Origin of the sequence: Collimonas arenae (genome assembly GCF_000786695.1) — a bacterium.
GTDB classification, from domain to species: domain Bacteria; phylum Pseudomonadota; class Gammaproteobacteria; order Burkholderiales; family Burkholderiaceae_D; genus Collimonas; species Collimonas arenae_A.
Genome location: NZ_CP009962.1, coordinates 2530246 through 2544481 on the forward strand (window position 1 = coordinate 2530246; position 14236 = coordinate 2544481).

Below are 14236 nucleotides of genomic sequence, written 5' to 3' on the forward strand. Positions count from 1 at the left end.
ATCTTTTATGTATGTGCTTGACCTTGTAGTAGCTACAGGGTTTTAAATGACGCCATGCATGACAAAAAAGCACAAATTGTTTAACCGTGAAGGAGCATCAAATGAGTTTCTTTAAAAATCTGCTGGGCCGGGGGCATCACGATGGCGGCAATACATCTCATCAGCAAGGCGGGAAGCATCACGGCAGGGCGCAGTCGCATGGCGGCGGTCTGCGGAATGATTGGGGGAACAGCGCCGCCAATCAAAACATCTGCGCCAACTGCAATGCAGGTAATCAGGCTGGGACCCGCTTTTGCCAGCAATGCGGCAACGCGCTGCTGCCGAAAAATTGCGGTGGCTGTGGTGCTGTAAAAATCGCCGGAGCGAAATTCTGCGGTAATTGTGGCATGCCGCAATAACGCTGTACATTACTTCCAAGCCACATTTTAAGGATCGTTCATGAGCGCAGGCCACACACATGCCTTACCTAGCGGCGATAACGAAAGATTTATCTGGATTGCACTCGGGCTGACCTCGACCTTCCTGGTGGTCGAGGTGATCGGCGGCCTGGTTACCGGCAGCCTGGCGCTGATCTCGGATGCCGCCCATATGCTGACCGATACGATGGCGCTGGCGATCGCGCTGGCAGCGATCCGTATCGCAAAAAGGGCGGCGGATTCACGCCGTACCTTTGGCTATCATCGCTTTGAGATATTGGCGGCGGCTTTCAATGCCGTGTTGCTGTTCCTGGTGGCGATCTATATCTTGTACGAGGCATATCAACGGTTTCGCAGTCCGGCCGAAATCCAGTCGACCGGCATGCTGATCATCGCGACTGTCGGCCTCATCGTCAATCTGATCAGCATGCGCCTGCTCAGCAGCGGCAAGGATGCAAGCCTGAACGTCAAAGGGGCATATCTTGAAGTCTGGAGCGATATGCTGGGCTCGGTCGGGGTTATCGCCGGCGCCTTGCTGATTCGTTATACAGGCTGGACCTGGGTCGACTCCGCCGTTGCCGTATTGATCGGTGTCTGGGTGCTGCCGCGCACCTGGGTGTTGTTGAAGGAAAGCGTCAATATCTTGTTGGAAGGCGTGCCGGATGGCATGGATATCGAAAAAGTCCAGGCGGCGATGCGCGCGGTACCGGGTGTGGTGAGTGTGCATGACTTCCACCTGTGGGCGGTTACCAGTGGCAAGGCAAGCCTGACGGCGCATGTGGTCTACGATGCGGCTTACTCTGCGGAGCAGCAATTGCTCCCGGCGCTGAAGGAAATCCTGGCCTCGCAATTTTCCGTGTATCACACCACGCTGCAATTCGAGACTTTGCCATGCGCGTATACAGAGGATGGCTGCAATTACAGCGCTCCGGGACAATCGCATGATGAATCGCATGTGCATGGATAAAGCTGTCATTGACGGATCTGTTTGAGACGTCATCATCTAGGCTCGCAAAGGGCCGCGCATGCAGGCCGCGCACAAGCTGGAATCCATCGGCCGGAAGAGCGCGGCGTAATTCGCAGGGGGCGAGTCGAGGATGCCGAGTCGTGTCCCCTAGATCTGCGCAATCAGGTTTCTTGCGCGATTTCCACCCGGTTCTTGCCGCCACGCTTGGCGCGGTAGAGCGCCTGGTCGGCCGCTTCCACCAGTTTTTCCTGTGAACTGCCGCGTTGCGGCATCATGCTGGCGCCGCCAATGCTGATAGTGACCCTGGTATCGTTGCTGGACGACGCATGGGCGATGTTCAAGGCATGTACTGCCGCTTGCAGCTTGTCGCCCTGAGCTTCCATGTGCTCGCGCGACATCGACGGCAGCACCAGCACAAACTCTTCGCCGCCGATACGGGCCGCGAGATCGGTAGGGCGCCTCGCAAAATTGCCGATGCTTTCCGCAACTTGCTTGAGGGCGGTATCGCCGGCCAAATGTCCGTAGGTGTCGTTGTACAGCTTGAAATCGTCAACGTCGATCATCAGCAGCGAAAGCGGGCTTTGTTCACGTTCGGCACGTTTCCATTCGGCGCTGAAATATTCGTCGAAATAACGGCGGTTGGCGAGCCCGGTCAGGCCATCCGAATTGGTCAGCCGTTGCAATTCGAGATTGGTTTCCAGCAGTTGCTGCTGGCTCTGCCGCAACGCGCGGTAGGCTTCGTCGCGTTGCAACAGGTTCACATAGGAGCGCGAGTGATAGCGGATACGCGCCACCAGTTCGATGGTGTCCGGCAGCTTGACCAGATAATCGTTGGCCCCGGCGGTAAATGCAGCACTTTTGACTGCGGGATCTTCGCGCGTCGAGAGCACAATGATCGGCACGTTGCGGGTACCGGGATTGGCGCGATACTGGCGCACCAAAGTCAGGCCGTCGATGCCGGGCATCACCAGATCCTGCAGGATCACGGTGGGTCGGGTCCGTTGTGCGGCCTCGATCGCCTCGTCGGGATGCGCGCAATAATGGAAATCGATATTGATCTGGTTGGCCAGGGCGCGTCTCACGGCTTCGCCCACCATGGCCTGATCGTCAACCAGCAGCACCATGACCGGATAATCGTCTGGCGGTTGATCGGTATCGAGATTTAATTCGTTATACATAAATACTCCGTATCTGGATTCACTATAGCTAATGTTTACTGATCAGGCTGACCAGTTTGTCTGCAATTCTGTTTACCGGCAGGATGGCATCGGCCGCATTCAGCTGCGCCGCTGCCTTCGGCATGCCGTATACGGCACTGGACTCGCGATCCTGGGCGATTGTGTAATAACCCTTGTCGCGCATGGCTTTCAGGCCCAGCGCACCGTCCCGGCCCATGCCGGTCAGCAGTATGCCGATCGCCTTGCCGGCCCACGACTCCACCACGCTCTGGAAAAACACATCTATCGACGGCCGGTACGGATAGCCGCTCGGCTGTTCGGTATACCCTAGTTGAAACGGCCGGGTAAGCCGCAAATGGTCGTCGGTGCCGGCCAGCAATACTGTGCCTGGGGTGGGACTGTCGCCAGCCAGCGCCAGCCGTACCGGCAATTTCGATTGGCTGCCCAGCCAGTCGGCCATACCGGCTGCGAACTGGGCGTCGACGTGCTGCACCACCACCAAGGCAGCTGGAAAATCCGCCGGCAGTTGCGATAGCAAGGTTGCCAGCGCCGCCGGGCCGCCGGCTGACGCGCCTATCGCAATCAGATGCTTCGAATTCGGCGTTTGCGGCGATGGCTTCCTGCTCGCGATGCCTGCCGGGGCCGAAACCGAGGCTGGCGCCGAACTCTGGGCCAAGTCGTCAGACGGACTCTGGCGCTGATTAATCAGCTTTTCGATCGAATCGATCTTGGCCAGCAAGGAGTTCACGCCATTGCGAGGATGGCCGGCGAGGGCGGTCGGCGTGTCGATGGCGTCCAGCGCCCCGTATGCCATGGCGTCGTATACCGCCGAGACATTGGCGCCGACATCGCCGGTCACCACCAGGATCGCACATGGCGTATGGGCCATGATGTGGCGGGTGGCGCCAACGCCGTCCAGCACAGGCATCATCAGATCCATCAGAATCAGGTCCGGCACTTGCCAGGCGCACAATTCGATGGCGCGTTTGCCGTCTTCCGCAATCCAGATGATTTCGTGATCCTGGCGCAGTGCGAGCGTGCGGCGCAGCGCCTCTACCGCTATCGGGGCATCGTTGACGATACCTATTTTCATTGTCCGTGATTCCTTGCTTGAAAAAATGTGTAATCGCGCCGATAGCGCTCCCCACTCAACAGGTAACATTGATTGTGTGAAAATATACACGCGTTCATCAGGTTCTTTGGACAAAAATATATACTCTGCCGGTAATTCTAGGACTCGTGCGCCTCTCCGATCAGGTCTTCGACCGCTTGCAGCAGGGTCTCGTCATGGAAGCTGGCCTTGGCGAGATAGTAGTCGGCGCCGGCCTCCAGCCCGCGCTGGCGGTCTTCCTGCCGGTCTTTATAAGAAACGATCATCACAGGAATCGCTTTCAACTGGAGGTTGTTTTTTATTAATGTTACCAATTCGATACCATCCATGCGCGGCATGTCGATATCGGTGATGACCAGGTCGAACGGCTCACTACGCAAGGCGTTCCAGCCATCCATGCCATCTACCGCGATCCTGACCGTATAACCGCGGCTGCTGAGCAGCTTGCGTTCCAGCTCGCGCACGGTGAGCGAATCGTCGACCACCAGCACCCGCTTGCTGGCCTGTACTTGTTGCTGGCTGCTGCTGTCATGAATCTTGTCGAGCTGTCCATGGGCAATCAGCTTGTCGACCGAATGCAGCATGTCCTCTACGTCCAGTATCAGCACCGGCGTACCGTCTTCCATCAGCGCCGCTGCCGCAACGTCCTTGATTTTCCCCAGCCGCGTATCCAGCGGCTGCACCACCAGCATATGCTCGCCCAGCAGACGGTCTACCTGCAAGCCGAAAGTTTGCGCCATGTCGCCAATCACCACCAATGCGATGCCATCTTCGCTGGACGCACTCTCGCCGCTCTGTAAAATCTGGCTAGCGGCGACCAAGCCGATCTGGCGGCCTTCAAAGGTGAAATGCTGGCGTCCTTCCAGCCATTCGATCTGTTCCTTCGCGACAATCATGGTACGGTTCACATAGGCCAGCGGGAAGGCGTAGGGTTCACCGCCGATGCTCACCAGCAAGCTGCGCACCAGCGACAGCGTCAACGGCAGTTGCAGCTGGAAGCGCATGCCGCGGCCGCTCTCGCTGAAAATCTGGATCGTGCCGCGCATCCGTTTGAGCATGTTGTGTACTACGTCCAGCCCGACGCCACGCCCTGAAATTTCGGTGACGGTATCGCGCATACTGAAGCCAGGCAGCAACAGGAAATGCAGCAGCTCTGTGTCGCTCAGGCGCGCAGCGGTGGCGTTGTCGACCAGGCCGCGGGCAACGATGCTGACGCGTAGTTGTTCGAGGTCGATACCGTTGCCGTCGTCGCTGACGGTAATTTGCAGCAGACCGGCATGATGCCGTGCGTTGAGCGTGATCACGCCTTCGTCAGCCTTGCCGGCGAGGCGGCGTTGCGGCGCTGGTTCGATGCCGTGATCGAGTGCGTTGCGCAGCAAATGCACCAGCGGCGCATCAAGCTGTTCCAAGATGTCGCGGTCTACCTGGGTAGTTTCGCCGCTGATCTCAAGCCTTACCTGTTTGCCTAGGCTGCGCCCGAGATCGCGCACCATGCGGTCGTAACCCACCACACGGTCGGCAAAGGGGCGCATACGGCAAGCCAGCGCCTGGTCGTACAGGCGTTGCGCACGGCTACTGTTGCGGCGCTCGAAGAGTTCCAGTTCGCTTAGCCGTTCTGCCAATACTTTCTGGCAGGCGTCAATCTGCTGGCGAGAGTCTTGCAATGCCTTCAATTGTGCAGAGGCAAGGCTATTGTCGCGTAGCGTGTCGTGCAATATGTCCACGGCCTGCGCTGCGCTTTGCTGCAAGCGTTTGAGGTGTAGCAAAGATTGGTTGAAGGCCGGTAGCCAACGTGATTCCACCAGCGATTCACCGGACAGGCTCACCAGCTGGTTCAGATGTGCGGCAGTGACGCGCAGCATGCGATCCGAGGTTTCGATTTTTTCCTGGGCTTGCATGTCGCCGGCGGCAGATGATTCCGGCTGTCCGGTTGCCACGGCCTGCATTGTTTCCGGCTCGCGAACATGGTCGTCATCCTGCAGTAAGCTGTCATGCAAACCTTGCAGAAAAACCTCGATTTCCTTGCGGCCGCTACCGGTTTGCCAGAGTTGTAAATCCTCGGCGCTCTTGGCAATCCGCTGTAACAGATCGACACCTTGCAATAGCTGGTCGATGCGGCGCGGTCCGAGCCGAATCTTTCCTTGCTGCGCAGAGACGAAACAGTCTTCCATTACATGGGTGACATCGACTCCCGCTTGTATACCGACGATGCGAGCCGCACCCTTGATCGAATGGGCAGCCCGCATGCAGGCTTCCAGTTCCTCGGGCGCGGCGCTGCGTTCAATCGCCAGCAGGCCGCTGCTCATGACTTGGACCTGGGTTTCGACTTCCAGCCGGAACAGGTCCAGCATCGAGGCGTCGCGCATGTCGTCTGCGTTCATGCGAGGCTCCGATCCAGCGTGTGAAACAATAGCTCCGGATCCAGCAGGCCGACGCTATGGCCATTCCACTGGATGACGGCATAGGTGAAATGGCCGGTGGCGCGTGCCAGCGTGGTCGGTACCGGTTGTTGTGCGGAGGCCGCGATACGTAAAGTGCCATGCACTTCATCGGCGGTGAAAGCGGTAGTCTGGCCGTTACGCCGGATGATCAGCATGCGCCGCAGCAATTCCTGGCGCGCCATCGATTTGCTGTCGCCGGTGATGCCGAGCATGGCTGCCAGCGAGATGCAAGTCACCAGGGCACCGCGAATATTCGTGATGCCCAGCACTACGGCGTTTTTACGGTGCGGGATGGCGTGTATGCTGCGCAATTCCGTGATTTCTTCCAGCAATGCAGTAGGCAGCGCCAGCCATTCCTCACCGATACGGAATAGCAGCACGGAACTGAGGCCGGCAGATTGCTCTTGCTGCGGTTGTTCCGGTTCGCTCCAGCCATCGGCGATTTCCTCAACCTGCAGGCGATCCAGCAACTCTGCGGCGGCGCGTGCGTGCACAGGGCAATTGCGGCAATCGATATACTGCGCGAGTCGTTCGCAGGAACCGTCGCCGCGGACCCCAATGCGGTTCCAGCAATCGTCGATCATATGCGCACCGGCGCTCTCAGGAAGATCGGCAGAATGGTTGACAGCATTGCTCATGATTGCCAATCCCAGGCGTGCATGCTGCGGCTACATCTGGGCGCGTCGGACCGGCAACGCAGTGGTGAGAAAAAATTCAGGGCTGGGTTCATGTCAGGGCTGGTTGTTTTCGGTCGAACGTCGCGCGCGCTGCTGCAGCAGCCGGGCGCCGGCGAGATCGCCCTGGGTTTGTAGCAGAGCGGCCAGGTGCGTCATGGCGTTGGCATGCATCGGTTCCAGATACAAGGCTTTCCGATAGCAATCTGCTGCCGCCTGCTTGCGATCCGCCGCATCATGGATCACACCCATCAGATAGTAAGCCGCAGCCGAAGCGCCATGCTGTTTGATGTGCTGTTCGCACAAGACGGCGGCATGTTCCAGCTTCCCCTGGTCGGCCAGTAATTGTATTTTTGCCAGATTTCCTTGCGATACCGATTCTGTGGCGCCGCCGGCTGGTGTTGCTTTGGATTGCGCGGCTCGAGAAAGGCCCTGGTTCGGGACGGACCGCCGCCGTGGCGTTGGCGTTAACGTAAGCGGGGTATAGGCTGCAGCCGGTGATGCGGCCGCTTTAACGATGTCCTTTTTTGGCACGCCTTTACGGAAGGCGAAAGCCATCGGCGCTTTGATCGGGGTCAGTTCATGCTGCATCATCAAGGCGCTTTCAGCCGGCCCTACAAACATCAGTCCCTCAGGCGCTAACCGCTGAGTCAATAGGGTAACCGCCGTATGCTGGGTAGGACGATCGAAGTAGATCAGTAAATTGCGGCAAAAAATAATGTCATACGGCGCCTGGCCCGTCAGCAGATCGTAGGCGAACAGATTGCTGTGCGTGAACCGCACCTGTTGCCGCACCGTTTCCGACAAGGCGTAACCTTGCTCATTGAGCGCAAAGTAGCGGTCCCTGAAACTGAGGAAATCGCCCCGGAACGAATTCTTGCCATACACCGCCTGCCGCGCCACGTTCAGCGATTGCGGGCTGATATCGATCGCGTCGATCTGGAAATGCTGTGGCGGCATGCCGGCGTCCAGCAAAGCCATGGCGATTGAATAGGGCTCTTCGCCGGTGGAGCAAGGCAGACTCAGTATGCGCAAGGGCTGGCTGCCGCTGATCAGCCGCGGCCAGCGCTGTTGCAATTGCACCATCTCCTGGAACGCTTCGCGGTTGCGGAAGAACCAGGTCTCCGGCACGATGACTGACTCAATCAATTGCAACTGCTCCGGCTCCGACATTTGCAGCAGCAGCCAGTAGGCGTCAAGATCATCGACGCCGCAATGGTTTTGGCGTTCCTGCAGGGCACGCTCCAGCATGGGGCGGCCGATGGATTGGATATCCAGCCCCATGGTGCGTTTCAGCATGATTTCAAATTTCGCCAGAGGCATTATTGCTCCGGAGCCGGAAATAGCTGCGCTCGCACTTCAGGCGGCAGCAAGTCTTGCACTTTGACCGATTGAATCAGGCCGCGGACATCATCTGTCACCGGCCCTAAATAAGGCGCTGCACTATGATCCAGGCCGCTGTCACGGAATTCTGACGGAGCGCGGCGCATGATTTCGCTGGCTTTTTCCAGCACCAGTCCGAGCAAGCGGCTATCCGCGCCGGGCGCAGGGTAGTGCACCAGAACCAGGCGCGTGCTCAGGCGCTGCTGCGAAGGCCTGCCGACAGCGAGCTGGCTGAGGTCGATGACAGGTACCGACTGCCCGTGATAACTGAACACGCCGGCCACCCACGGTGCGGTCGCCGGGATTTGTTTTAGTTTGACCAGCGACAACACTACCGCGACCTGGCTGGTATCCAGCGCGTAGTGATCCCGACCGATCTGGAACAGTAAAAAAAGCATGTGGCGTCTATATCTTGTCTTTGTCCGTGCGTGAGAAAAATGGCAGATCTGCGTTAGCTTGTCTTCAACTTGAAGCGCGATACGCCATTGCGCAAGCCGTTTGCCGTCAGCGTCAGTTCGTCAATCGCCTGGCTCGACTGGCGCAGCGATTCAACGCTTTGCTGGGCGGCTTCACTCAATTGCCCCAGTGCCTGGCTAATTTGCTCGGCACCCACGGCTTGCGCCTGCACGCCTTCATGCACCGACTGGAAGCGTGGCGTCAGCGCCTGCACCTGGAGTATGATTTGCGAGAGCTGGGCGCCGACGTTTTGCACATCGGCGATGCCGCGCCTGACTTCTTCCGAGAATTTATCCATGCCCATCACGCCGGCCGACACTGCTGACTGGATTTCCTTGACCATTTGTTCGATATCGTAGGTAGCCACGGCGGTTTGATCGGCAAGGCGGCGGATTTCAATCGCTACCACCGAAAATCCCCGGCCATATTCGCCGGCTTTTTCAGCCTCAATGGCGGCGTTCAGCGACAACAGGTTGGTTTGTCCCGCCACCTTGGTGATAGTAGTAACCACCTGGTTGATATTGCTGGCTTTTTCGTTGAGGATCGCCAGCTTGGCGTTGACCGAACCGGCGGCATCCATCACATGATGCATGGTGTCTTCCATCTGTGTCAGACCAGCCTGGCCAGCGCCGCCCAGCCGCGCGGCTTCTTCGGCACCGGAAGATACCTCATTCATGGTGCTGACCAGTTCCCGCGAGGTCGAATAAATTTCGCGAGAAGTGGCGCCGATCTCGGTGGTCGTGGCGGCGGTTTCGTTGGCGGTGGCCTGCTGCTGTTTGGCGGTGGCGGCAATTTCGACGACCGAGGTAGTCACCTGGATGGCAGATTTTTGCGCTTGTCCGACCAGGCCCGTCAACTCGTCCGACATGCGGTTGAGGCCGACTTCCAATGCCTGGAATTCGTCATGGCGATTGAGGTTAAGGCGCTGCGATAAATCGCCGGAACGGATCACTTCCAGCGCTGCAACCAGTGCTTCCATCGGCCGTGTGATGGCGCGCAGCAAGAAGAAGCCGCAAATCAGCGAGACTATCAAGGCAATCGCCAGCGCCGTCAGCAATGTGCTCTTGGCGACGATCACCGCGGCTACGATCTTGTCGACCGAATGCACTTCAGACTGTTGGTTGAAGTCGCGCAATTGGGTAGCGGCAGCGCGTCCCTGCTGCCACGCCGGTTGCAGTTGCTCAATCAGCAGGCTGCGAGCCTGGGGGTTCTTTTGCGCCTCGTCCAGTTTCAAGACTTCAGACGTGAGGCGCTCATACTGGATACGCGCTGCTTTGAATCCATTGAAATTGCTGCGGTCCTGGTCTTGAAAAATGGTCTTGTCGTAGTCCGCCATCAACTGGTCCATTTTTTCCCTGTCGGACAGCAGCGTCGCCAGATCTTGCTTGTGTTGTTCCGGCTGGATATCGACGGTGACTAGTTGCAGTACCAGCAAATAGCTTTGGAACCAGGTCGAGCGGATAGCGGTGCTCAGTTCCAGTCCCGGCATGGAATCAGCCTGGAAACTGTTGGTCTCGTGTTCGATGGCTTGCAGCTTGAGATAGCTGATACCTGCCATGAATCCCATCAGTAGCAGAATCACGCCAAAACTGACCAGCATCCGTTGACGAATAGTCCATTGCTTCACGTGTTTCTCTCCTGTTGATGAATGATGCCTGCTGCACGCCAGATGTGTGCATGCGTTTGAAAGTTGCTTATGTGGCAATTGCGCCGAAATGATGTCTTTCTAACCGGATACAATAAACCAGCCAGATCGAAAATGGTGGAAATTTCGGCTTTGGCAAGCGTGGGCTGGGCGCGATTATTGCAGATTTTCAATATCAAATTTGTAGAGCATTGTTAAATATCGATGGTAACAATCGAGATCACATTTATACCAATGTGTTTAACGATGGCGAGCGTGGTATTGAACGCTTAAGCACTGGTTGCAAAAAATCTATATATCTGATCGCGTATTTCCTGTTCAAACCTTCAGTTTTCCCGATGTACTGCCGTTATCCCAAAGGGCAACGTGGCAAATAATGCGTAACCGCCATGTGTCCGTGCCGGCGCGTCGACGTCGCACGTTACCGATAACAGCGATGGCAAAACGGAGACTTCCCCCATGAATAAACTATCTTTTACGCAAAAACTCTGGCTGCCGCTGCTGGTCAGCTTGCTGGCGTTATTTGCCGTCTCCTTGTTTAACGCCTATCAGGCGCGACAGATTCGCCTGGATGAGCGCAAAAGCGATTTGATTAATGTGTCCAGTACGGCATTGAGCGTCATCAAGGAGTATGGGGCACTGGCCGCCAGCGGCGCACTGGCCAAGAGCGAGGCGCAACAGCAGGCGCTGGCGCGGATCAAGGCCATGCGTTACGGCAAGGATGGTTATTTTTCAATATCGACGTCGAATGAAATGATGGTCATGCATCCGATCAAGCCTGAGCTGGACGGCAAGAGCATGAGTGATTTCAAGGACCCTGAAGGCAACCCGGTATTTGTCTTGATTTCCAAGGCAGGCAGGCAGCCAGGCGGCGGTTTCATCAATTATGTCTGGCCGCGCATCGGCGCCGCTGAAGCGGTGCCCAAGATGTCGTTCGCCATCGGCTACCAGCCGTGGGACTGGATATCCACCACCGGCATCTATGTCGACGACCTGAACCAGGCTTTCATGCAGTCGCTGTATCAGGCTGGCGGCATATTGCTGGCGGTTGGACTGATGCTGGGCGCGCTGGTCGCCTATTCCAATCGCAGCATGCTGCAGGCGATCGGCGGCGATCCTGGAATTGCGGCCGAGATCGCTAACCGGATTGCCGGCGGCGACCTCAGCCTGGATATAGCAACGCGCCCGGGCGACAAGAGCAGCCTGGTCTACGCCATGAAATGCATGCGCGCTTCGTTGCTGCAGACCATTTCGAATATCAAGAGTTCGGCCGATACGATTGCTACTGCCTCGGCGCAGATTGCCAGCGGTAATCTGGATTTGTCCAGCCGTACCGAACAACAAGCCGGATCGCTGGAGGAAACCGCTTCGGCGATGGAGGAGCTCACCTCAACTGTCCGGCAAAATGCAGAGAATGCGCAGCAAGCCAATCAACTGGCCACCACAGCCTCGCAAGTAGCGACCCAAAGCAGTGTCGTGGTGGCGCAGGTGGTCGATACCATGGGCAGCATTCGCAATTCTTCACGCAAAATCGTGGACATCATCGGGGTAATTGACGGCATCGCTTTCCAGACCAATATCCTGGCCTTGAATGCGGCGGTGGAGGCCGCGCGCGCGGGCGAGCAGGGACGCGGTTTTGCCGTAGTCGCTTCCGAAGTGCGCAACCTGGCGCAGCGTTCCGCAGCGGCTGCCAAGGAAATCAAGGTATTGATCGACGACTCCGTCAATCAGGTCGGCAGCGGCAGCAAGCTGGTCGAACAGGCTGGGACGACCATGGAAGAAGTCGTCAATAGCGTCAAGCGCGTCACCGATATCGTCGGAGAAATCGCCACCGCCAGCCGAGAGCAGAGCATCGGGATTGAACAAGTCAATCATTCAATTACGCAAATGGACGAGGTGACCCAGCAAAACGCTGCGCTCGTAGAGCAAGCTGCTGCGGCCGCGGCTTCGCTGCAGGAGCAGGCAGCCAGCCTGGCGCAAACGGTAAGCGTGTTCAAGACCGATGGCGATCATGCCTCGCATGCGGTTGCGGACAGGTACGCCGCCGATATCGCGCCAGGACGTCGGCAACATGCCGCCTGGGATGCAACGCAACGGGCGGCGGCCTAGATTTATCCTCATAGCGAAAGTGTGCAAGAGATGAAAACCCTGAGTCTGAAAGCAAAACTGTGGCTGGTGCTGGCGGTCATGTGGATCGGCTTGCTGTTGCTGGCCGGCTGGTCGGCCTTGAATACACGTAACACCATGATGAGCGAACGTGAAGCCGGATTGAAGAATGTGGTGGAGACCGCGGCAGGTGTCGTCAAAGGTTATGCTGACGATGCCGCCGCCGGCAAGATAAGCCTGGCCGATGCGCAAAGCCAGGCGCTGCGGCGCATCAGCACGATGCGTTATGCACAGGATAACTACGTGTTCGTATTCGATTCACGGCCGGTGGTGCTGATGCATCCGACCAGCAAGGATATCGTCGACAAGAACGTCGGCGAGCGCAAGGATACGGAAGGCAAGCTGTATTACGTTGAAATGGTCAAGGTCGGCAAGGAGCAAAAGCAGGGTATCGTCCATTACATGGGACGTTTGCCGGGTACGGTCGATACCCGAGCCGAAAAGATCAGCCAGGTCAACTATTTTGCTCCCTGGGACTGGTTCCTGGTGTCAGGTGTTTTTGTGAATGACGTACAGCTTGCGTTCTATGACAATCTGCTGAAGCAGTTGCTGATCATGTTTGTGATCGGCGCTACCGTCTCGGCTACCATGCTTTTGATCATTCGCAGCGTCACGCGTAGCCTGGGTGGCGAGCCGGGCTACGCCGCCGCGATAGCGACCAGGATTGCCGCCGGCGAGCTGGACATATCAGTGCAGGTGGATAGCCGGGACAACGCTAGTTTGCTCTATGCGATGCGGCAGATGCAGCAGCAACTGGTTGCAGCGATCAGAGAAATCCGCGACGGTACGCATCAGATTGGCGCATCGATCCAGGAAATTTCTGCGGGCAACGGCAATTTGTCGGCGCGCACCGAGCAGCAAGCAGCTTCTCTGCAACAGACCGCCGCGAGCATGGAGCAACTCACGGCGACCGTTCGCCAAAACGCCGACAACGCCAGGCAGGCAGGGCAATTGGCGCAAAGCGCTTCAGGCATCGCTGCCAAAGGCGGCGAGGTGGTGGGGCAGGTAGTGCACACCATGCAAGGCATCACCGACAGCTCCAAGCGCATCGCCGACATCATCGGCGTGATCGACGGTATCGCATTCCAGACCAATATCCTTGCGCTGAATGCCGCAGTCGAGGCTGCCAGGGCGGGTGAGCAGGGGCGTGGCTTTGCGGTGGTGGCGTCCGAAGTGCGCAACCTGGCGCAACGCAGCGCCCAGGCAGCCAAGGAAATCAAGGAGCTGATTGGCGATTCGGTCAGCAAGGTCGATGGCGGTTCGGAACTGGTCAGCCGGGCTGGCCGCACCATGGATGAAATCGTACAGGCAGTGAAGCGCGTCGCCGATATCATGGGCGAGGTAACGGTGGCATCGGAAGAGCAGCGCGGCGGCATCGAGCAAGTCAACCAGGCCGTGATGCAGATGGATCAGGTGACGCAGCAAAATGCGGCGTTGGTGGAAGAGGTGGCAACCGCGGCCGAATCGCTGGAAGGACAGGCGCAACGGTTGCAGGATGCCGTGTCGGTGTTCCAGGTGGGCGAGCCGATGCGGGCCAGGGCGATCGTCAAACGCAGAGCAGCACCGCCGCTCGTCAAGCCAGTGCTTAGCTCGACGCCAGTACTGAAAGCGATCCGGCCCGCTCCAGCCGCCAGCCGCAAGGCGCCGGTGGTCAAGCTGGCGGCGTCAAACGCGGCCGACTGGGAATCGTTTTAGAATTTGAATTTAAGATTTGAATTATCCTCGGCTCGCCGCCGTGGACATCCTGGTAGAAAGAAAAGATTCTGCGTCCCTCTCAGGATGCTCAGGATGTATACTTG

General features: G+C 57.8%; 11 protein-coding genes. 4 read left to right on the forward strand and 7 right to left on the reverse strand.

Annotated features, from left to right (window positions below):
- Nucleotides 1-101 precede the first annotated feature (101 nt).
- Together LT85_RS27525 and LT85_RS11260 are read left to right on the forward strand one after the other, a co-directional pair.
- Nucleotides 102-398 carry a zinc ribbon domain-containing protein gene (locus tag LT85_RS27525; RefSeq protein ID WP_081992274.1) on the forward strand — a complete coding sequence of 99 codons (297 nt, stop codon included), beginning with the start codon at nucleotides 102-104 and terminating at the stop codon, nucleotides 396-398.
- Between the two features lie 40 nt (nucleotides 399-438).
- Nucleotides 439-1383 (forward strand): cation diffusion facilitator family transporter, encoded by a 945-nt coding sequence (locus tag LT85_RS11260; protein WP_038488674.1) that lies wholly within the window; start codon nucleotides 439-441, stop codon nucleotides 1381-1383.
- Between the two features lie 161 nt (nucleotides 1384-1544).
- Here LT85_RS11260 and LT85_RS11265 read toward each other — a convergent pair whose 3' ends face one another.
- The 7 genes from LT85_RS11265 to LT85_RS11295 all read right to left on the reverse strand — a co-directional run bounded on the left by LT85_RS11265 (nucleotide 1545) and on the right by LT85_RS11295 (nucleotide 10253).
- Nucleotides 1545-2561, reverse strand: coding sequence for a GGDEF domain-containing response regulator (locus LT85_RS11265; RefSeq protein WP_038488677.1), 1017 nt, complete (start codon nucleotides 2559-2561; stop codon nucleotides 1545-1547).
- A 28-nt stretch (nucleotides 2562-2589) separates the two neighbouring features.
- Nucleotides 2590-3654 (reverse strand): chemotaxis response regulator protein-glutamate methylesterase, encoded by a 1065-nt coding sequence (locus LT85_RS11270; RefSeq protein WP_038488680.1) that lies wholly within the window; start codon nucleotides 3652-3654, stop codon nucleotides 2590-2592.
- Between the two features lie 137 nt (nucleotides 3655-3791).
- Nucleotides 3792-6053, reverse strand: coding sequence for a hybrid sensor histidine kinase/response regulator (locus LT85_RS11275; protein WP_038488682.1), 2262 nt, complete (start codon nucleotides 6051-6053; stop codon nucleotides 3792-3794).
- A complete protein-coding gene (locus LT85_RS11280) occupies nucleotides 6050-6751 on the reverse strand; it encodes a chemotaxis protein CheW (protein ID WP_052135088.1) in 702 nt (233 codons plus the stop codon). Before LT85_RS11280 ends, LT85_RS11275 begins: the two co-directional genes overlap by 4 nt.
- A 93-nt stretch (nucleotides 6752-6844) precedes the next feature.
- On the reverse strand, nucleotides 6845-8110 hold the full coding sequence (locus tag LT85_RS11285) for a CheR family methyltransferase (RefSeq protein ID WP_038488685.1): 1266 nt from the start codon (nucleotides 8108-8110) through the stop codon (nucleotides 6845-6847).
- A complete protein-coding gene (locus LT85_RS11290; RefSeq protein ID WP_038488687.1) occupies nucleotides 8110-8568 on the reverse strand; it encodes a chemotaxis protein CheW in 459 nt (152 codons plus the stop codon). The genes LT85_RS11285 and LT85_RS11290 overlap by 1 nt, the downstream gene beginning before the upstream one ends.
- 53 nt (nucleotides 8569-8621) lie before the next feature.
- Nucleotides 8622-10253 carry a methyl-accepting chemotaxis protein gene (locus LT85_RS11295; RefSeq protein ID WP_038488690.1) on the reverse strand — a complete coding sequence of 544 codons (1632 nt, stop codon included), beginning with the start codon at nucleotides 10251-10253 and terminating at the stop codon, nucleotides 8622-8624.
- Nucleotides 10254-10730: 477 nt separating this feature from the next.
- On the opposite strand from LT85_RS11295, the gene LT85_RS11300 reads away from it, so the two are divergent.
- Nucleotides 10731-12380 (forward strand): methyl-accepting chemotaxis protein, encoded by a 1650-nt coding sequence (locus LT85_RS11300; protein ID WP_081992277.1) that lies wholly within the window; start codon nucleotides 10731-10733, stop codon nucleotides 12378-12380.
- 30 nt (nucleotides 12381-12410) lie between these two features.
- Nucleotides 12411-14132 (forward strand): methyl-accepting chemotaxis protein, encoded by a 1722-nt coding sequence (locus tag LT85_RS11305; protein WP_038488693.1) that lies wholly within the window; start codon nucleotides 12411-12413, stop codon nucleotides 14130-14132.
- Nucleotides 14133-14236 lie beyond the last annotated feature (104 nt).

Excerpts from the sequence above, each read along its gene's own strand:
- LT85_RS11305 (WP_038488693.1), top strand. The coding sequence starts at position 12,411 with ATGAAAACCCTGAGTCTGAAAGCAAAACTGTGGCTGGTGCTGGCGGTC.
- LT85_RS11300 (WP_081992277.1), top strand. The coding sequence starts at position 10,731 with ATGAATAAACTATCTTTTACGCAAAAACTCTGGCTGCCGCTGCTGGTC.
- LT85_RS11265 (WP_038488677.1), bottom strand. The coding sequence starts at position 2,561 with ATGTATAACGAATTAAATCTCGATACCGATCAACCGCCAGACGATTAT.
- LT85_RS27525 (WP_081992274.1), top strand. The coding sequence starts at position 102 with ATGAGTTTCTTTAAAAATCTGCTGGGCCGGGGGCATCACGATGGCGGC.
- LT85_RS11270 (WP_038488680.1), bottom strand. The coding sequence starts at position 3,654 with ATGAAAATAGGTATCGTCAACGATGCCCCGATAGCGGTAGAGGCGCTG.
- LT85_RS11260 (WP_038488674.1), top strand. The coding sequence starts at position 439 with ATGAGCGCAGGCCACACACATGCCTTACCTAGCGGCGATAACGAAAGA.
- LT85_RS11280 (WP_052135088.1), bottom strand. The coding sequence starts at position 6,751 with ATGAGCAATGCTGTCAACCATTCTGCCGATCTTCCTGAGAGCGCCGGT.
- LT85_RS11290 (WP_038488687.1), bottom strand. The coding sequence starts at position 8,568 with ATGCTTTTTTTACTGTTCCAGATCGGTCGGGATCACTACGCGCTGGAT.
- LT85_RS11275 (WP_038488682.1), bottom strand. The coding sequence starts at position 6,053 with ATGAACGCAGACGACATGCGCGACGCCTCGATGCTGGACCTGTTCCGG.
- LT85_RS11285 (WP_038488685.1), bottom strand. The coding sequence starts at position 8,110 with ATGCCTCTGGCGAAATTTGAAATCATGCTGAAACGCACCATGGGGCTG.